This is a genomic window from Eubacterium maltosivorans (genome assembly GCF_002441855.2).
Taxonomy (GTDB): domain Bacteria; phylum Bacillota; class Clostridia; order Eubacteriales; family Eubacteriaceae; genus Eubacterium; species Eubacterium maltosivorans.
Window position 1 is genome coordinate 2,736,653 of record NZ_CP029487.1, and the last position, 17,576, is coordinate 2,754,228.

A 17,576-nucleotide genomic window follows, 5' to 3' on the forward strand; every position below is an offset into this window, starting at 1 on the left:
TTTAAACCGGTTAATTTTTGTAATTGTAGGATAACACGATTTTACGATTGTGTCAACACTTTTTTAAACGGGTTAATTTTTATGTTGTAAAAGTTTTGAGAAATGTGATAGAATAAGCACAGCAACACAATTATTGATCAATATCATGAAAAGAGGAAACAATGGAATATAAAAAAAGCAAGGAAACCCGCGATAAGATTTTCAACCTTGCCAAAAAATCATTTTATGAAATTGGATTTAAAAAAACAACGATCCGCAACATTGCAAAGGAAGCCGGCATCAACCACGCATTGGCTTATTACCATTTCAATGGGAAATACGACATTGCCCACCATATTGTTGACGAATTTCACCAGAAGGCAGAGGTAGCCTTTAACAAACTGACGGCCAATATGTCGTTTGAAGATCCGCTTCTTCGCCTTTTAGCCCTCTACCGCTTCGGGCTGCGGGAAATTTATGATAACGAATGGGATTTCAACTTCTATGTCGAGGTTTATCAGCAATCCTACTATGACTCTGATCTTGTGGAAAACTGCGTTAAAATTCTGGATTTTTATCATTATCCCATCGACCGCAAAAAAATTGATATTGCGGTTCTGTCCACCTCCTCCTCATGGGGGCAGTTGTATACCAATGAGGATGTTCCCTACAGAGACCACTTCACACACCGGGATATCATGGACTCCATTGATATCATGCGATGGTCTTATCTGGGTTTTGAACCTGACTTTATCATTGAAAAAATAAAACAGTCTGAGGCGCTGCTTGCCTCTCTGCCCATTATGAATATTCGCATTTTAGAAAAACAGTAAACAAAAACGTCATCCCAGCTACAAACTGAGATGACGTTTTTTTAATCCCCTTTTCCCAGTAGTGGGATACCCTGTATTGGGATAGTTTCCAGAATCTGCTTTGCCTCTTTTATTTTTCGCGTGACTTCTTCTCTGCTGAAACCCAGATAGCACCACCTTAAAATATCCGTTGTATCCCGTATCTCGTCCAGATCCACCGGGGAGGAAAGCAGCTTTGCATTAAAATAAAGCTGGCTCCAGACGCTGGTTGTCGAGAGCACCGCGATCTCAGCCATTTTTTTATCCACAGACATCCCATGCTCCTGGCACGCCAGCATACAATACTCAACCTGCGATTTATCACAATATGGTTTTTCATAAGCGTGAAGATAAAGCTCCAAATCCCTTGGATTTTGATATATCTCTCTTAAAACTGCCCGGACGAGCAGCAGAGAAAATAAAAACAGATCCTTCTCCGCGTCAATATATTTTTTAAACACTGTTGACGCCCTGTAAAAATGCTCGTCTATGATACGGTGTGCCAGCTCATATTTACTGTCAAAATAATAATAGATCAACGCCTGATTTGTTCCCAGAGCGTCTGCAATTGAACGCATGGTGGTCTTTTTAAATCCCACCTCATAAAAAGACTGCTTGACAATACTTAAAATTTTTTCTTTTGTTTCCTTGCCTTTTTTATACTCCATGAAATGCCTCAATCAAATAATTTTTGTATAGCTATATTATAACATACTCTGACAAAAAAATCTTCAAAATAATTAAACGGTTTAATTTTTATTCTTGACATACTGAAATTATGGCTGTATAATACACTCATAAAAATTAAACCGTTTAATTTAAATTTTTAAAAGGAGTCTTTTATGAAAAAGTATAGCCATTATGTTTCAAAGGAAACCATTGAACGTATTCACGAGCAGTCTCTGCGCGTATTGAAAGAAATCGGCGTGCGCTTTGAAAACCCGCGCGCGCTGGATCTTCTGGCCAAAAACGGCGTCAAGCTTGACGGCTGCATCGCCTATTTTGATGAGGAAACCGTCGTAAACGCCATGAAGCTTGCTCCTTCCGTTTTTGAATTAACCTCAAATACCAAGGGCAATCTGACCATCGGCAATGAAAGCCGTATTACCATGCCCAGCGGCGGCCCAGTCTACATTACTGAAAACGGCGTTATCCGTAAAACTGTTAACCAGGATATCATCAATTTTCTTAAATTAACTTCGACCAGCGATGAAATCGGTTATCAATACATTGATTTTCTCCCTAACGACGACCATTTAAACGAAGATCAAAAAATTTACGCCTCCGAAGCGCTGTTGCTGAAATACGGCAAACAGCCGGCCTGTATTGATCCCGACACCTTTTTAATGGACGAGGGCAAAATTTACAACGCCACTTTAAAAAGCATTGACCTCATCCGTAAATTTGAAGGTATTGAAGACCACGAAAAACACATCAACTCCTTCTGCGTCAATTCTATCTCGCCGCTTTGCTATGATTTTGCCCCCCTTGAAAAAATGTTTGCCTTCTGCGAACAAAACCAGCCACTTTGGTTCTCTCCCTGTGCCATGCCCGGCATGACTGCCCCTCCGTCGGTTATGGCAACACTGGTGATGACTAACGCTGAAATTCTGGCCATTAACGCACTCGCACAGATGATTAAGCCTGGTGTTCCGGTTATTTATGGCAACACCTCCGCCTCCACAAACCTGCGCACCCTGCTCCTCAGCTTCGGTGCGCCTGAAACTATGCTCATGTGCTACGCCACAGCTGCCATGTCCGACTTTTACGATGTTCCCTGCCGTACCGGCGGCGCACAGTCTGACGCTAAAGATACCGATTACCAGTCCGGCGCGGAATCCATGTTCATGATCCAGTCCTGTATGGAATGCGGTACTGATCTGATCTACCACGCAAGCGGCATGATGGGCAGTATGAACCTTTACAGCTATGAAAAATTTATTCTGGATGAAGAGTGTATCGCTTTTGCAAGAAGAATGGTTCAGGGAATTGATCCTTCTGAAGAAAAAGTCTGCTTCGACGCATTGAAAAAGGCTGGTCCTCGAGGTTCCTTTATCACCGGAAGAACTCCCAAAATGTACCGTGAAGAGTTCTATCTGCCTAAATATTTTAACAAACAGGATGTTAATGTCTGGCAAAACGAAGGCTCACACTCTGTTTTAGAGGTTGCCCGGAAAGCGGTTGACGAAAGAATCGAATCCTATGTACAGCCGGATATTACCAAGGAACAGCAGGAATTATTGAACCCATACCTTCCACCAGAATACAAAGAAAGCATATAGTAAAAAGTATCAACCCCTTCTAATGGAGAATTGAGGATTGGCAGCGGCATATATTGCCTGTATGTGCTCAATTCTCCATTGTTTTAAAAGAAAGCAGAGAAAATGGACAAATATCAATTGATCTCACAACCTGTTCCAAAATTATTTTTTCAGTATCTGATCCCGGCTGTCAGTGGAACGATGGTGAGCGCGGTCTATATCTTGGCCGATACGATCATTATCGGAAAGGGAATTGGCGCAACAGCGCTGGCTGCCTTAAACATTGTCCTGCCACTGTTCAACATTATTTATGGTGCCGGCCTGCTGTTTGGCGTCGGTGGTTCTGTACTCATGTCCATTTGCAGAGGCCGGGGACATGATGAAAAAGGCCAATGGTATTTTACCGCTGCGTTTTTGCTTAATTTATTGGCCGGCATCCTTTATATCTCGGTCTTTTTTATCTTTGAAAAAAAAATTCTGGTTTTTTTAGGTGGAACACCCGTCACTATGCCGTATATTATGAGCTACGCGCCTTATCTGTCGGGCGGGGCTTTATTTCTTTGTTTTTCAACATTTCTTCAGGCTTTTGTCCGTAATGACGGTGCCCCCAGGCTGGCCATGACCGCGGTTATTACTGGCGGGATTTTTAATCTTATCTTCGACATTCTTCTGGTTTTCCCACTTCAAATGGGGATGGCGGGAGCCGCTCTGGCCAGTGTCACCGGAACAGCTCTGGCAGACTGTATATTGCTTTCTCACTTCTTCACAAAGAAAAACGGGCTGCGCTTCCGCTTTAAAGGTTTAACGACTTTATATTTTAAAACAGTCTTCAGCAATGGCTTTACCAGTTTTCTCACCGAAATCTCAACCGGTATTGTTATTTTTGTTTTTAACCTTCAGCTTTTACGCTATGTGGGCGACATCGGCGTCAGTGCATATGGCGTTATTTCAAACACTGCCTATGTTGTGGCCGCGATCAGCAACGGCATCAGTCAGGCTGCCCAGCCAATTTTATCCACAAACTACGGCGCCAGTAAGTTTGAACGCATCGGCGAGGTTCGCAGAATTGGGATTAAGACTTCCCTGGCAATCTGCGCCATCCCTGCTGTTTTCGGAATTTTTGCGCCAGGCGTGTTCACCCATATTTTTCTAAACCCTACGGCCGAGGTGCTGGCACTTTCAACCTCAGCCATACGCATCTACTTTATTGGATTTTTTGTCATTGGCATCAATATTTTTATGATCAACTATTTTCAGTCTGTTGCCCGTCCGAAAATTTCATTTGTTCTTTGCCTGCTAAGAGGTTGTATTCTCAATGTGCTGTTTGTTTCTGTATTACCCTTATTTTGGGGCGTAAACGGAATCTGGATGGCAGCGCCCCTGACTGAGTTTACCTCCCTTGGAATTGGTGTTTTTCTGACAAAAAAAATTTCTCACTAAAAAACGAAGCGTTTTATCTAAACACTCCGTCTTAAGCCATCTATTTTTTCATTAAATCCTTACAGTATTCACTCACCAGCCGAAAAGCCTTGGAGTGGCTGATGTCCAGATCTTCCGCGACTTTTTTCATATTTCTGTACTTTTTATAGGACTCACGGATCAGCTGTTTCCCAACGCTTTCCAGAATATAATCATAGCTTTCCTTGTAGGTTTCCTCTACCATAGCGGTGCCCTCAATCATAAATTCCGGCAAATCCTTCGGCGCAACGGGACCACTGGTGGACAGAAGAACCGTACGTTCAATAAGATTTTTCAGCTGCCGTATGTTGCCCGGCCAGTCGTAGGCGATGAGGATCGCCATGGACTTTGGCGAAAAATCAATGTCCTTTCCATATTTTTTATTATATTTTTTCAGAAAATAGGCTGTCAGAGGCAGAATATCCTCCCGGCGTTCTCTGAGTGCAGGAATCTCAATATTGATGGTATTGATCCGCCAGTACAGGTCTGAACGGAACTTCTTTTCAGCGACCAGCTTTTCAAGATTTGCGTTGGTGGCGGCCACAATGCGGATATCCACATGCTTCATTTCACTGCCCCCTACCTGGATGAAACGCTTGTTTTCCAAAACGTCCAGCAGCTTGGCCTGAAGCCCTGGCGCCATCTCACCGATTTCATCAAGAAACAACGTGCCGCCGTCGGCCAGCTCCACAAGACCGACCTTTCCCTTTGCGCTGGCCCCTGTAAAGGCATGGGGCGCATAACCAAATAGTTCTGATTCCAGAAGGTTTTCCGGGATTGTGGCACAGTTGATAGCCCAGAACGGCTTTGAAGCCCTCAGACTTGTTTTATGCACATATTCGGCAATCAGTGTCTTGCCTACCCCTGACTCTCCCGTTAAAAGGATTGGGACGTCGGACTCTGAAACTTTTTTAATGGTCAGCAGAATTTTGCAGAAAATATAGCTTTGTCCGACAATCTCATCATCATCCTTGCCATCCTCCGCCTCTATTGTGTGTGTTTTACTCTTGCTGCCGGCCTTGCTCTTTTCACCATCCAGCTTTCGCCAGGTCATGTCATATTTTTCAGGGAGTTCATTGGCAATGGTCACAACCATTTCGATTTCGCCGTCCTTATCAAAAATGGGTGTAAGCACAGTTGAAACGCTTTTTCCAATGAGCAGATAGTTCTGCTCTGCAAAGACAGTACGTTTTTCCATGACACATTTTTCTAAAGCTGTTGGCGTCCACTTCCCTTTTCTGAAGGAATAGTTGTTCTGACCGATCATTTCTTTAGGGTCTACCCCATAATGGCGGATGGAGTTGGGATTAACGTAAATAATCTTTCCCTCTTTGTCCATCACATATACATCTGATGAACAGTTTTCCAAAATTTTAATATAGACGTCCACCGGAATGGAACGGAGATATTCCAGGTACTCTTCATCAATTCCAAATTCTTTGTTTATTTTTCCCATAAGGCACCTCTGTTGTCTTCTGAATCTTCTCAAACGCTATACGATTTCAATAGAAGTATTATATCATAGCAGCACTTACTTTTTCCAGTTAAATTCACAGCCTTTATATTCTTGAAAAGCAGTGTGCAATTCTGCAAACGGCAAGAAAAAAACACCATCCCCGGGGAATGGTGTCTTCTTTTTGTATTCTTATTAGTCTTCAGGTACAATTGCTTCTACTGGGCACTGATCTGCGCAAGAACCGCAATCTGTACATAAAGCTTCATCAATTTCATAGATAGAACCTTCAGAAATTGCTTCTACTGGACATTGATCTGCACAAGAACCGCAAGCGATACATTCGTCTGTGATTTTGTAAGCCATTTAATACACCCCTTTCTTGAACAACATTTATTTTATTATATCTTATTCTTGATTTAAAGCAAGACAATTATTTATCTTTTTTGCCTTTTTCAGGTTTTTTTTCTGATTTTTTTTCGCGTTTCCGCTCAGGCTTGCGCTCGGGCTTTTTTTCCTGCTTTTTCTTCTGAATATCCGCTAACAGATATTTTCGAACTTCGGTTTCATCCTTTTCCAGCTGCATTTTGACAAAAACTGTTTCCTCAAGGATGCTTAACTTAAAAACCTCGCCCTCGCCGTCCGGTGTAATGACCTGCTGGCCGACTCTCGGCATCTTCTTGGTGACTTCCTCATAAAACTCCTGTTCGTAGGTCAGGCAGCACAAAAGCCTGCCGCAGATACCGGATATTTTGGTGGAATTCAGCGATAGGTTTTGTTCCTTGGCCATTTTAATAGACACGGGGGTAAAATCCCCAAGCCACTGGGCACAGCAGGTCGTTCTGCCGCATACACCCAAACCCTTAAATATCTTAGCCTCATCCCGAACACCGATCTGGCGCAGCTCAATGCGCACCTTAAACACAGCTGCCAAATCCTTGACCAGATCTCTAAAATCCACACGGCCGTCAGCCGTAAAGTAAAAGATCGCCTTCTTCTTATCAAAGGTATACTCCACATCAATGAGCTTCATCTCAAGCTTGTGGGCTTTTGCCTTTTCGATAAAAATATCCTTGGCCTCAATTTCCTTGCGCTTCAGCCGCTCAAAATCCGCTGTATCTTTATCGGTGGCTTTCCTGATAACGGGCTTGATGGGCGCTGTGATCAAATCATCCTCGATCTCCCTCGGCCCCAGGGCAACCTCTCCGTATTCCACGCCGCGGACAGTCTCAACTATGACATGGTCGTACTGCTCTACTTCCAGATTCTGTGGATCAAAATAATAAATTTTACCGACTTTTTTAAATCGGACTCCAACCACTGATTTTGCCATCTATAGTACTCCTGTAAATTATATTTTTAATAGGACGCTTTCCCACTGCAGCCTCAGGTTGACATTATACTGCAGGGTGTTCATAAACTCAAAAAGGATTTCTGCGATCCGGCTGTTTTGACGCGGCGTCAAAACCGAAGCGTATTTTACCTGCCAGCTATAATATGGATTCCCATCATCCTCTGCGCCTTCCAGAAACAGCGCCATGCTGTGAAACCAGACAAGCAGAAAATTCAGAACCTCGGCGCTGGCGTTTTTGTCCTTCCCTATCTTTTCACTGAAAGCGAACGCCTTAAAGGTATCTCCCTTAAGTATAGCATAAAATACATTTAATGCTTCAATTTTTAAGCTTTCCAGCTCAGTATTTTCAAGAAATTCTAAAGCCTTTCCCGGCGATCCTTCGCAGCTGTAGACCGCCTGATCCACCGCCTCGCCTGGCGCATAACCCTTCTGCCTCAAAATTTCGCGGATGCCAGCGTCCGAGACCGGCTCAAAGCTCAGCACCTGGCAGCGTGAGCGGATGGTGTTCAGCATTTTTTCCAGATTCTCCGCTGTAATGATGAAAACATTGTGAGGTTCTGGCTCCTCCAGGGATTTCAACAGAGCGTTCTGGGCCTCCGGTGTCATTTTATCGCCGCCTTTTATGATGCTTACCCGCAGATCGCTCTCAAAGGGCTTGACCGGCAGTGTGGTGATGAGCTTACGGACCTGATCAATTTTAATGGCGCTCTCGCCCTTTCCAGGCTGGGTGATTAGAACATCCGGATGGTTGCCGTGCTCAATCTTCTCACAGGGAATACAGGCGCCGCAGGGCTTTTCATCCCCCCGGCATAAAAGGGCTTTTGCAAATTCAAGGGCCATCATGGTCTTGCCAATACCTTTTTTTCCCACAAAAAGATAGGCGTGACTCACTTCATGATTAGCCAGGCTTCCCGCCAGAAGCTTTTTAAACCGCTCCTGCTCAATAATTGCCTTAAACATGCCTGCTCCTTCCTAGTGCCATTCTTCTTCGGCTAATTCTGAAAAATCTGTTTTAAGCAGCGCCTTTGCCTCCTCAAGATCTCCCGGGTCCACAAATATTTCAATATTGGCCGTGGTGAAGGTTCCCATAAAAATACTGCGGATCGGGCCGCCAAAGCCTTTTTCCCTCGAGGTGACCTTAATGCCGTTCGCCTCCAGAAAGCTCCGCGTCATGGCAAACTCCATGTCCGAATAGGCTACCTTCAAAAGCGCATAGCGGTCCTCAAACCGTTCCACTTGTCATCACCCTTTCATATATTTCTTCGTGTATATCCTCAATACTCCGGAGTCTGCCCTCCGCAACACATACGATCTCTGTCCAACTATACTTCTCAATGAGCTCAAGGGCATTCTGATACGCGTGGATCAGGTGCTCCGGGCTTTTTTCGTGTATATCTTTCTCCGCTTTACCCGTGATTTTATTGGCGCGGCCCTCCATCAGCTTAAAGTTAATTTCCGGCGGTATATTCAAAAAGAAAACCGCGTCTGGTACAGGCAGCTCCATCTTGTTAAACTCATAATCTGACAGCCAGTCCATAAAACGGCCGCGCTCCTCCGGATCGCTGATTTTACCCGCCTGATGAACCATATTGGAAGTAGTGTACCGATCAGCGATCACGATGCCGCCGTCCTTGTAAAAGGCCTCGTAATCTTCCTTGTAGGAGGCATAACGGTCAGCTGCGTAAAAGGTCGAGGCGATGTAAGGACTGATGCTGTCCGGGTCATTGCCAAAGGCGCCGGACAGGTACAGCCGTACCATGGCGGAGGACTCCTTATCGTAACGGGGATAGGAAACCTTCATAACATGCTGTCCCTCCCTTTTCAGGCGGTCGTAGAGCTTTTCTGTCTGTGTCTGCTTACCGCTGCCGTCAACACCCTCGATGACAATCAGCTGTCCTTTATTTTCCATTGATAAACCTTCTTTTCTCATTTTGTTTCAGGCATTATTATATCATAACGGCCCATGCATTAAAACGAAGAATTGAGAATGACTTCAATCATTCCCCCACTGTCTATTCCCACAACCGCTTCGCCGTTTCTCCGCCGTCTTAAGAGCTCCGCCACGGTTTCTTCTGTCACCAGACTCCCAGGCAGCAGCACTGGTATCCCCGGAGGATACGGGATGACAAAGCCCGCTGCGGCACTGCCTGCTGCGTCCTCCAAAGGCAGCCGCCCGGTTTCCATATTGTAGAGCGCCTGCCACAGGGGATATTTTTCCTCGTGCTTCCAGACACTGACAAATCCAGCATCCGGCAGCTCAGAGACTTCTGGACAGTCTCTGTTCATGTCTGCCACTGCTGCCATCAGCTGATCCAGTTCGCCGGCTGCAGTGCCGATTCCAGTCATGGCCAGCACATAGTTAAATCCAGACATCTCACACTGAATGTTATACTCTGTTAGCAGCCGCTTTTCAACAGCAGTGCCCTTTCCGTTCTTTACCATCAGCAGCCACTTGCTTTTATCGTAGGGCTGCCCATCCTCCGGAGTATACAGAGCAATGCAGTCGCCCACCCCTGTCCGTTTCTGATAAAAATCCCAACGCTCCGCAATGGTTTTAAAAACAGTTTCTCCCTTTTCGCAGGCTTCGTCCACCGCGTTTTCCACACTCATCATCAGCAGATAGCTGGGACTGGAGGACTGAAGCATGGCCAGAAATTTTTTAACACGGCTTCTTTCTACCAGGGGCCCCTGCATGTGAAGCAGAGAGCTCTGGGTAAAAGCGCCTAAAAGCTTATGCGTGCTCTGAATGACAATATCTGCTCCGCAACTCACCGCGTCCGGCGGCAGCTCAGCACAAAACCTCAGGTGTGCCCCGTGGGCTTCATCCACGATCAGCACCTTGCCTTTTTTATGAAGCAGCTCAGCAATGGCAGCAACATCACTGACCGTGCCATAATAGGTGGGATTGACCAGTATCATCCCCTTTACCTCTGGGTGCTCCCGCAGATTTTTTTCTACCTGTTCCAGAGAAATACATTTTCCAAAGCCCAGCCGCGCATCGTATTCCGGTTCAAAATAAACACCTTTTATCCTGCCCAGGGCCAGCCCTGCATAAACAGAACGGTGGCAGTTTAACGGCACCAGAAGGCTCTCGCCTTCTCTGCAAACACCCATAATGGCACTCTGTATGCCGGTTGTGGTGCCGTTTACCAGAATACAGGCCTCCTCCGACCCGTAAGCTTCTGCCAGCTTTTTCTGAACCTTTAAAAGAATATCGGAGGGATCGTGCAGGTTATCCGCGCCAGGTATCTCTGTGACATCCAGAGTTGCCCAGTTTTCATTATCAAAACAAAAATTTCCCTTGTGCCCGGGCATATGAAACCGCAAAGCCCCTCTGTCACTGAGTTCTTGTAATCTTGTATATAAAAGTCGTTTTTTCATGAATTTATTTTATCATAAAATCCGGATTTTTCCCCTTTATTTTTAGATGGATTATTGGTATGATAATCTCTGTAAAAAAATTCAAGGAGTGAAAAAGATGGCAAATATCATCTCTGTCGATATGACTAACTTTGAATCGGAAGTGCTGAACTATACGGAAGGCCCTGTCATGGTTGATTTTTGGGCTGAATGGTGTGGTCCCTGTAAGGCTCTCCTTCCGATCATCGAAGAAATCGCCGGCGAAGTCCCTTCAACCGCCAAAATCTGCAAGCTGAATGTAGATGAAAATACTGACCTGGCCAGACAGTTTCATGTCATGAGCATCCCGACCTGTGTATTCTTAAAGGACGGCAGTGAAGTCGAACGTTTCGTGGGAAGCCGCGATAAGCAGGAATACATTGATACCCTAAAAAATTTATAAGTTTTTCAGACCACGCTTCGGGCATGGTCTTTTTTTATCGAACTATTTTTTATTAAATTTTCTTTTACAATACAAGACGTTTCTCTTTTTATTCTATTTTTATAACTATTATTTCGAAAATCCTTGAACCTTTTTCAAAAATATGTTACTATGAAAATTGTTTATAGATTCCTTATTTTCAATCATATCTGTCAAACACTCGGGAGGAACTCCAGATGAACAGTAAATACCTCGGGCAGCGGCTTCGCCAGTTTCGAAAAGACGCCCGTCTTACACAAAACCAGCTGGCTAAAAAAGCCGGTATCACCCCCACATACCTCAGTATCATTGAAAGGGGAGCGCAGCTGCCCCGGCTGGAAACTTTTATCAATCTGGCCAATATCCTGTCCGTTTCAGCCGACGATCTTCTGATGGAAGACCACGCAGAATCTCGCAAAGAAACGCACACTTCTTTCGCCATTCCGTCTGACAATCTGTCAGATGAGGAGCTCACTTTAGTGCAGGATATGGTCAAACTGATGTGTGACCATTTCAAAACAACAAATCACTGAATTATTTGTTTAAATTCTTGGACAAAACTATAATTGAATATTGACTTCATTCGCATTGTGAGTTATAGTAAATAATATACATCCGAATCATTTTGAAATAGGGCAAAACTACTGAAAGGTAGTGACGCAAAGCCAAGGGTCTAATTCATCAGGAGATGAAATGACAGCCGGTTGCTCGGGTATTAAACTTACTGAATGCAATCTCCCTGCCTTGGTTTGTGTGCCGGGGTCTTTTTATTGCCCCAATCTCACGCAGAGGAGTTAACCACAATGGATAATAAAGTTATTGGCAGGCATATTCGTGAAGCCCGTCTTGATAAAAAACTGACGCAGTACCAGCTCGCGGAACGTGTTCATATTACACCGAATTATCTGAGCATGCTGGAACGCGGCACCCATCTGCCCAAACTTGAAACACTCATCACTATCTCCGAAGCACTGGAGGTTCCTGTCAGCGCGCTTCTTGCCGATTTTCCCGTCGAGTCCTTTACCAGCCGGATTCACTTTCTGTCCACTGCAATGGAAGGGCTGGACGACGAGCAATCTAAAATCGTGTGCGATGTCATCAAGGTAATGACTGATGGCTTTAAATTGAAAAAATAGCTAAAAAACCCGGATCTTATCGATCCGGGTTTTTTAATTAAAAGTCTGCGGCCGGGTAAAACAAATCGTTTCGCCGCCTTGCTGTATCCAGCATATTATTGTAGAGCATCTGCTGGTATTCCAGAACCTCTCGGTCGTGGATCGTCGGGTCTCCCCTTCTGAAGTACTGCTCCTCATTATCGATAATCCCTACAGAATTAATAACCGGCAGTGTCTCAGACAGCCTCATTAAATAATCATTGTAGGGCGTCCCCTGGATACCGGCCTGCTCCAGCAGCAGGCTGGAAAGGTAATTTATGCTCAGCTTATCCACCTGGGCCTCCGGGATGTCATAGTTTGCCCAGATGACAAAGGGCGTGACGTAACGCTTCTGCAGCTCCTCTGTGCTCCACTGATCCAAAGGCTTCTGCATGAGCTCTTCATAAAATGCCTGCTCAATATATGCCTGGTGATCTCCAAACATAACTATCAGCGTGGGCTCATCCTGCCCGCTGAAATAATCGATCAGACCTTTAAACGCTGCGTCGGAGTTTCGCATCAGAGATAAATACTGCTCGGTTTCGGGGTAACTTCCCTCCATCCCCTCCAGAAGCACTGGATCAAGATCATCAGCGTTCATCTGGTAGCCAGCGTGGTTTTGGATGGTCACATCAAAGACAAACAGCGGATTATCCCCCTTGTTCTCATAAAGATCAATGACCTTGTCATAGGTGGCCGCATCGCTGACCCATTTTTCTCTAAGCGTCTGCGATTCCAAAAATTCTTCTTCTGAGAAAAACTGCTGAAAGCCAAAATTCGGATAAACCTTGTCACGGTTCCAGGCGTTCCGCTCTCCGGGATGGATGGCATAGCTGTTGTAGCCCTCATAGTTCAGCGTTGACGTAAGGCTGGGCGCCGGAACCTTAATATACAGTTGATAGGGTCTTGCATTTTCCGGCAGATAAGCCGTCGTATTTCCGGTCAGAAAGGCATATTCGGAGTCACAGGTACCTCCACCGAAAACCGACACATAAAGATTCCCTTTAATGGTATTCTCCTGCAGGCTGTCAATAAAGGGCATAACGTCAATATTGGTGGAAAAATCCCCCACGGTCCGCAAATCGCTGAAGGACTCATTCATAATGGCAATGATATTGGGTTTATGATTGTTTTTCACTCCAGGTCCTGCAGCGGCTTTTTCCGTTGTCCCGCCCCGCCCGACGGCCCCGGTGGTCATGGGCTGCTGAACATTTTTGATGCTCTCGCCCAAAAACGCCAGGTCATAGCCCTCGGGTTCCCTGACATGGGAAAGCTTGGCATTGACCGTAAAAGTATAGGGGTAACCGTTAACCGGCATATCCCAGGCATAATAATACCGCTCCACATTGGTCTCAAAAAACAGACCAAAGGTGATGGTCAGTGTTACAAAAGCTGTCAGCCTCAGCTTACGGCTTTTGTATTTATCGTGAATGCTGCCGTTTGCTTTAAAGGCCCAGAACAACAGCGCCGTCAAAACCAGCGCAGCAAGCAAAATGGTGCCGCTGAGCTCAAAATGATAAGCTGAGGCGACCTGGAGTCCTGTCTTTGCTGAGAACAGATCCGTATAGAGCAGCGTATCTCCTCTGAACAGACGGACAAAGTAGCCAGCCAGTCCAAAAATATACATCAGAATTCCTCCGCCTATCAAAGACGTTCTCATCCGCCCGGTTATAATATATAAAAACACATAGACTGCCATACAGCAGGCCAGATTTAAAAACAAACGGATCCCCTCCGTATCGAAGGGTGCTTCCTGAAAAATCTGGAAGATGGTATAGGAAAAGGCTGAGGACAGGACAAGCAGCAGCACGTTCCACAGAGCTGCCGCCCGTTCCCGGCACGCTATATTTGAAAAGATGGCCAGCCCGATCATAAACACACACAGCCCTGCTGTATTCAGGTAGCCCTCATCAAAGCCCATCATCTGGTAGCAAAGCGCCAGACTCAGGCTCAGCGCTGCCACTGCCGCCAGCGCCGCCAATATTCTTTTTTTACTCGTTGTTAAATTGATTACAGAATCCAAAAAAAACCTCCCGTTCTCTGGATATTATACCATTAAACGGGAGATTTTGTGTCATTTTCAATACAAATTAAGTTTTACTCTTTTAGCTTACTTTACCACCGGCTGGAATCACATCGCCGTCGACCGTCAGAATACTCAATTTTTTTCCTTTTACAGCGGAAAGAATCATTCCGTTGGACTCCAGTCCGCGCAGCATTACTGGTTTCAGATTTGTACATACAATCACCTTTTTACCCACAAGGTCTTCAGGCTTATAATATTTGGCGATTCCAGAAATAATCTGGCGCTTTTCTGTCCCCAGATCCAGCTGGAATACCAGCAGTCGGTCTGCGTCAGGGTGCTGTTCACAGGAGATAACCTCCGCGACCTTCATCTCAACCTTGGCAAAATCGTCAATGGTGATCAGACCTTCCGGCACCTCGGTTTTTTCTTCCTTCTTCGCCTGTTTTTCCTTTTTAGGCTGCTGCTTTTGCTCTGGTTTTTCCTTCTTTACTTCAATTCTCGGGAAGATCGGTTCACAGCGTTCTACCTGGATGCCGTCCGGATATTTTCCAAAGGACTGGATGCTTTCCCAAGTCCTGAGTTCCTCCGGCACCTTGAGCTCATCGGCGATCTTAACGCCGGTATCCGGCATTGCAGAGCTTACGAGCACAGAAATTATTCTGAGAGACTCTGTCAGATTATACATAACCATTGCCAGCCGGGCTTTCTTTTCAGGATCTTTGATCAAAACCCAGGGCTGTGTCTCATCGATGTATTTATTTGTTCGGGATACCAGCTTCCAGATCGCCTCCAGCGCACGGCTAAAGTCCAGTTTATTCATGTAATCTTCCACAACGCCGGGAGTTTCCACGGCCAAGGCAGCGAGGTCAGCGTCAAACTCACCGCTTTCACGCTCAGCCGGAATCACACCGCCAAAATATTTCACGGTCATGGCCACTGTCCGACTCAGGAGATTACCCAAGTCATTGGCCAGATCAGAATTGATATGGCTGACCAGCAGGTCTTCGTTGTAAATACCGTCTGCACCATAAGTCATTTCACGCAGCACATGATAGCGCAGGGCGTCCACGCCGTATTTTTGGGCCAACTCTACCGGATCAACTACATTGCCCACAGATTTGGACATTTTACCGCCCTTTAACAGAATCCAGCCATGACCGTAGACGCGTTCCGGCAGGGGCAGATCCAGCGCCATGAGGATAATCGGCCAATAAATGGTATGGAAGCGGATAATGTCCTTACCGACCAGATGCACATTTGCCGGCCAGTATTTATCCATGAGCTGAGGCTTGTCATTCATGTAGCCAAGGGCCGAGATATAATTCGGGAGAGCGTCGATCCAGACATACACCACATGCCCCGGGTCAAAGGTTACCGGAACACCCCAGCTGAAGGAGGTTCTGGAAACGCAGAGATCCTGAAGGCCGGGCTTGATGAAGTTGTTGATCATCTCGTTCTTCCGGGATTCCGGCTGAATAAAATCCGGATGGTCCTCAATATACTGCAATAAGCGGTCTGCATATTTGGACATTTTAAAGAAATAAGCTTCCTCAGAGGCCTTTTCAACTGGACGTCCGCAATCCGGGCAGTTGCCGTCCACCAGCTGGCTTTCTGTCCAGAAGGACTCGCAGGGCGTGCAGTACCAGCCTTCATATTTTCCCTTGTAGATATCGCCCTGATCATAGAGTTTTTTAAAAATCTGCTGGATGGTTTTCTCGTGTTCCGGATCTGTGGTGCGGATAAACTGGTCATAGTTAATGTTCATCAGCTTCCACAGCTCCTTAATTCTTCCCACTACGTCATCCACATAGGCCTGTGGGGTAACACCCTTTTCCTCGGCAACCTTCTGAATCTTCTGACCATGTTCATCCGTACCGGTTAAAAAATAGGCGTCATAGCCCGTCAGCTTTTTAAAACGGGTCAGGGTATCGGCGGCTACCGTGGTATAGGTATGACCAATGTGTAAATCTCCGCTTGGATAATAGATCGGAGTTGTGACATAAAAAGTTTTCTTTTCTTCCATCGTATTTCCTCCTAAAAAAATAAAAAATAAAGAGAGCCTCTCCATATAAGGACGAAGCTCTCGTGTTACCACCTTACTTTCCGCCTGTCTCACGGCAGACGGCTCAGCTAATAAACCGGCGGGGTTTATTATTTGTTTTTAACGCTTTCCGCGGCTCTGGCTTAGGCGGCAGCCCTCACCAAAGCTTGCTCAGAGGCCATCTTCCATTCCTTGTCCACAGCCGGCTTTCACCTTTCCCGGCTCTCTGTATGCTTCCTCCGAATGTACTCTTCTCTTCATCGCAGCTTATATTTAATTTATTACTATACTATTATATCCAAATATTTTTAAAATGCAAGCCCTAATCGCTCTGGTTACCGTTTCAGTTCATTATAAATATCCCGCTTGCTCACGCCGCGGTCCCTGGCCACCTGTTTCATGGCTTCCTTTTCGCCCATGCCCTGGTCTTCGTAATGGGCCATGTGATCCTCCAGCGGAAGGGACATCAAATCCTGACCTCCCTCCGTAAGCCCATCGCCGCCTTCAATAACCAGCACAAACTCGCCCTTGGGCGGGTTTTCAGAATACCAGTTCAGATGCTCCTGAACTGTACCCATTCGGGTCTCTTCGTATTTTTTTGTTATTTCCCTGGAAATACTCATTTTTCGGTCCGGAATGACCTGAACCATGGCTTCCAGTGTTTTCACCAGTCTGTGGGGCGTTTCGTAGAGAATAACTGTATTTTCAGAAGCGGCTATTTTCTCAATACCCTCGCGAATCTCTTTATTCTGCTTTCCTAAAAAACCCAGAAAGGTAAAAACCCGGGCGTCAATGCCTGAAAGCACAAGCGCACAAAGCCCTGCGTTTGGTCCAGGCACCACCTCCACCGGGATTCCGGCTTCATTGCACCGGCTGACAATGACTGAGCCAGGGTCAGAGATAATAGGCATTCCCGCATCGCTGACCAGGGCGATATTTTTACCCGCTGTCAAAAACTCCAGCAGCTTTTCACTGCCGCTCTGCTCATTGTGCTGGTGATAGGCCAACAGATGCTTCTTAAGCTCAAAATGATTGAGAAGCTTGACAGTATGACGGGTATCCTCCGCGGCAATCACATCCACTTCCTCTAAAACCCGAAGGGCCCTCAGCGTAATATCCTCAAGATTCCCGATGGGTGTCCCGACAATATATAATTTTCCCGGCATGGCATTCTCCATT

Annotated in this window: 17 protein-coding genes, 1 riboswitch and 1 other annotated feature; of the genes, 6 read left to right on the forward strand and 11 right to left on the reverse strand. The window is 45.8% G+C overall.

Annotated features, from left to right (window positions below; translation table 11 throughout):
• Positions 1-161 precede the first annotated feature (161 nt).
• On the forward strand, positions 162-812 hold the full coding sequence (locus CPZ25_RS12925) for a TetR/AcrR family transcriptional regulator (RefSeq protein ID WP_096918787.1): 651 nt from the start codon (positions 162-164) through the stop codon (positions 810-812).
• Between the two features lie 41 nt (positions 813-853).
• Here CPZ25_RS12925 and CPZ25_RS12930 read toward each other — a convergent pair whose 3' ends face one another.
• Positions 854-1,498, reverse strand: a complete 645-nt coding sequence (locus CPZ25_RS12930) for a TetR/AcrR family transcriptional regulator (RefSeq protein WP_096918788.1) — start codon at positions 1,496-1,498, stop codon at positions 854-856.
• Positions 1,499-1,672: 174 nt separating this feature from the next.
• Here CPZ25_RS12930 and CPZ25_RS12935 point away from each other — a divergent pair, with 174 nt between their 5' ends.
• Together CPZ25_RS12935 and CPZ25_RS12940 are read left to right on the forward strand one after the other, a co-directional pair.
• Entirely contained in the window at positions 1,673-3,112 is a 1,440-nt protein-coding gene (locus tag CPZ25_RS12935; protein ID WP_096918789.1) for a trimethylamine methyltransferase family protein, read from the forward strand.
• Between the two features lie 102 nt (positions 3,113-3,214).
• The gene (locus CPZ25_RS12940) at positions 3,215-4,531 is read left to right on the forward strand and encodes an MATE family efflux transporter (protein WP_096918790.1); all 1,317 of its coding nucleotides are present in this window, start codon (positions 3,215-3,217) and stop codon (positions 4,529-4,531) included.
• 40 nt (positions 4,532-4,571) lie between these two features.
• Here the strand turns inward: CPZ25_RS12940 and CPZ25_RS12945 are convergent, their stop codons facing one another.
• The 7 genes from CPZ25_RS12945 to CPZ25_RS12975 form a co-directional block, all read right to left on the reverse strand.
• Positions 4,572-6,005 (reverse strand): sigma-54 interaction domain-containing protein, encoded by a 1,434-nt coding sequence (locus CPZ25_RS12945; RefSeq protein ID WP_058696280.1) that lies wholly within the window; start codon positions 6,003-6,005, stop codon positions 4,572-4,574.
• A gap of 192 nt (positions 6,006-6,197) precedes the next feature.
• On the reverse strand, positions 6,198-6,368 hold the full coding sequence (locus CPZ25_RS12950) for a DUF362 domain-containing protein (protein ID WP_074616416.1): 171 nt from the start codon (positions 6,366-6,368) through the stop codon (positions 6,198-6,200).
• A gap of 67 nt (positions 6,369-6,435) precedes the next feature.
• A complete protein-coding gene (locus CPZ25_RS12955) occupies positions 6,436-7,335 on the reverse strand; it encodes a PSP1 domain-containing protein (RefSeq protein ID WP_074616415.1) in 900 nt (299 codons plus the stop codon).
• 18 nt (positions 7,336-7,353) lie between these two features.
• Positions 7,354-8,316 carry a DNA polymerase III subunit delta' gene (gene holB / locus CPZ25_RS12960; protein ID WP_096918791.1) on the reverse strand — a complete coding sequence of 321 codons (963 nt, stop codon included), beginning with the start codon at positions 8,314-8,316 and terminating at the stop codon, positions 7,354-7,356.
• Positions 8,317-8,328: 12 nt separating this feature from the next.
• A complete protein-coding gene (locus tag CPZ25_RS12965; RefSeq protein WP_058696283.1) occupies positions 8,329-8,592 on the reverse strand; it encodes a hypothetical protein in 264 nt (87 codons plus the stop codon).
• A complete protein-coding gene (locus tag CPZ25_RS12970) occupies positions 8,579-9,265 on the reverse strand; it encodes a dTMP kinase (RefSeq protein ID WP_096918792.1) in 687 nt (228 codons plus the stop codon). The genes CPZ25_RS12965 and CPZ25_RS12970 overlap by 14 nt, the downstream gene beginning before the upstream one ends.
• 59 nt (positions 9,266-9,324) lie before the next feature.
• Positions 9,325-10,737, reverse strand: coding sequence for an aminotransferase class I/II-fold pyridoxal phosphate-dependent enzyme (locus tag CPZ25_RS12975; RefSeq protein ID WP_096918793.1), 1,413 nt, complete (start codon positions 10,735-10,737; stop codon positions 9,325-9,327).
• 97 nt (positions 10,738-10,834) lie between these two features.
• Between CPZ25_RS12975 and trxA the strand changes: the two genes are divergently transcribed.
• The 3 genes from trxA (at position 10,835) to CPZ25_RS12990 (ending at position 12,312) form a co-directional block, all read left to right on the forward strand.
• Positions 10,835-11,158, forward strand: a complete 324-nt coding sequence (gene trxA / locus CPZ25_RS12980; RefSeq protein ID WP_058696286.1) for a thioredoxin — start codon at positions 10,835-10,837, stop codon at positions 11,156-11,158.
• Positions 11,159-11,373: 215 nt separating this feature from the next.
• Positions 11,374-11,709 carry a helix-turn-helix domain-containing protein gene (locus CPZ25_RS12985; RefSeq protein WP_058696287.1) on the forward strand — a complete coding sequence of 112 codons (336 nt, stop codon included), beginning with the start codon at positions 11,374-11,376 and terminating at the stop codon, positions 11,707-11,709.
• 91 nt (positions 11,710-11,800) lie between these two features.
• A riboswitch (cyclic di-GMP riboswitch) is annotated at positions 11,801-11,888 on the forward strand.
• Between the two features lie 91 nt (positions 11,889-11,979).
• Positions 11,980-12,312 (forward strand): helix-turn-helix domain-containing protein, encoded by a 333-nt coding sequence (locus CPZ25_RS12990; RefSeq protein WP_058696288.1) that lies wholly within the window; start codon positions 11,980-11,982, stop codon positions 12,310-12,312.
• A gap of 37 nt (positions 12,313-12,349) precedes the next feature.
• On the opposite strand, the gene CPZ25_RS12995 is transcribed toward CPZ25_RS12990, so the two are convergent.
• The 3 genes from CPZ25_RS12995 to rsmI form a co-directional block, all read right to left on the reverse strand.
• A complete protein-coding gene (locus CPZ25_RS12995) occupies positions 12,350-14,353 on the reverse strand; it encodes an LTA synthase family protein (RefSeq protein WP_096918794.1) in 2,004 nt (667 codons plus the stop codon).
• A gap of 82 nt (positions 14,354-14,435) precedes the next feature.
• On the reverse strand, positions 14,436-16,424 hold the full coding sequence (gene metG / locus CPZ25_RS13000) for a methionine--tRNA ligase (protein WP_423245037.1): 1,989 nt from the start codon (positions 16,422-16,424) through the stop codon (positions 14,436-14,438).
• Positions 16,424-16,667 (reverse strand) — a binding site (T-box leader). Its footprint overlaps the gene before it by 1 nt.
• A 65-nt stretch (positions 16,668-16,732) precedes the next feature.
• Positions 16,733-17,563 (reverse strand): 16S rRNA (cytidine(1402)-2'-O)-methyltransferase, encoded by an 831-nt coding sequence (gene rsmI, locus CPZ25_RS13005; protein WP_096918796.1) that lies wholly within the window; start codon positions 17,561-17,563, stop codon positions 16,733-16,735.
• Positions 17,564-17,576 lie beyond the last annotated feature (13 nt).

Excerpts from the sequence above, each read along its gene's own strand:
- CPZ25_RS12985 (WP_058696287.1), top strand. The coding sequence starts at position 11,374 with ATGAACAGTAAATACCTCGGGCAGCGGCTTCGCCAGTTTCGAAAAGAC.
- CPZ25_RS12945 (WP_058696280.1), bottom strand. The coding sequence starts at position 6,005 with ATGGGAAAAATAAACAAAGAATTTGGAATTGATGAAGAGTACCTGGAA.
- CPZ25_RS12925 (WP_096918787.1), top strand. The coding sequence starts at position 162 with ATGGAATATAAAAAAAGCAAGGAAACCCGCGATAAGATTTTCAACCTT.
- CPZ25_RS12990 (WP_058696288.1), top strand. The coding sequence starts at position 11,980 with ATGGATAATAAAGTTATTGGCAGGCATATTCGTGAAGCCCGTCTTGAT.
- CPZ25_RS12940 (WP_096918790.1), top strand. The coding sequence starts at position 3,215 with ATGGACAAATATCAATTGATCTCACAACCTGTTCCAAAATTATTTTTT.
- rsmI (WP_096918796.1), bottom strand. The coding sequence starts at position 17,563 with ATGCCGGGAAAATTATATATTGTCGGGACACCCATCGGGAATCTTGAG.
- CPZ25_RS12975 (WP_096918793.1), bottom strand. The coding sequence starts at position 10,737 with ATGAAAAAACGACTTTTATATACAAGATTACAAGAACTCAGTGACAGA.
- CPZ25_RS12950 (WP_074616416.1), bottom strand. The coding sequence starts at position 6,368 with ATGGCTTACAAAATCACAGACGAATGTATCGCTTGCGGTTCTTGTGCA.
- trxA (WP_058696286.1), top strand. The coding sequence starts at position 10,835 with ATGGCAAATATCATCTCTGTCGATATGACTAACTTTGAATCGGAAGTG.
- CPZ25_RS12955 (WP_074616415.1), bottom strand. The coding sequence starts at position 7,335 with ATGGCAAAATCAGTGGTTGGAGTCCGATTTAAAAAAGTCGGTAAAATT.
- CPZ25_RS12935 (WP_096918789.1), top strand. The coding sequence starts at position 1,673 with ATGAAAAAGTATAGCCATTATGTTTCAAAGGAAACCATTGAACGTATT.
- CPZ25_RS12930 (WP_096918788.1), bottom strand. The coding sequence starts at position 1,498 with ATGGAGTATAAAAAAGGCAAGGAAACAAAAGAAAAAATTTTAAGTATT.
- holB (WP_096918791.1), bottom strand. The coding sequence starts at position 8,316 with ATGTTTAAGGCAATTATTGAGCAGGAGCGGTTTAAAAAGCTTCTGGCG.
- CPZ25_RS12970 (WP_096918792.1), bottom strand. The coding sequence starts at position 9,265 with ATGGAAAATAAAGGACAGCTGATTGTCATCGAGGGTGTTGACGGCAGC.
- metG (WP_423245037.1), bottom strand. The coding sequence starts at position 16,424 with ATGGAGAGGCTCTCTTTATTTTTTATTTTTTTAGGAGGAAATACGATG.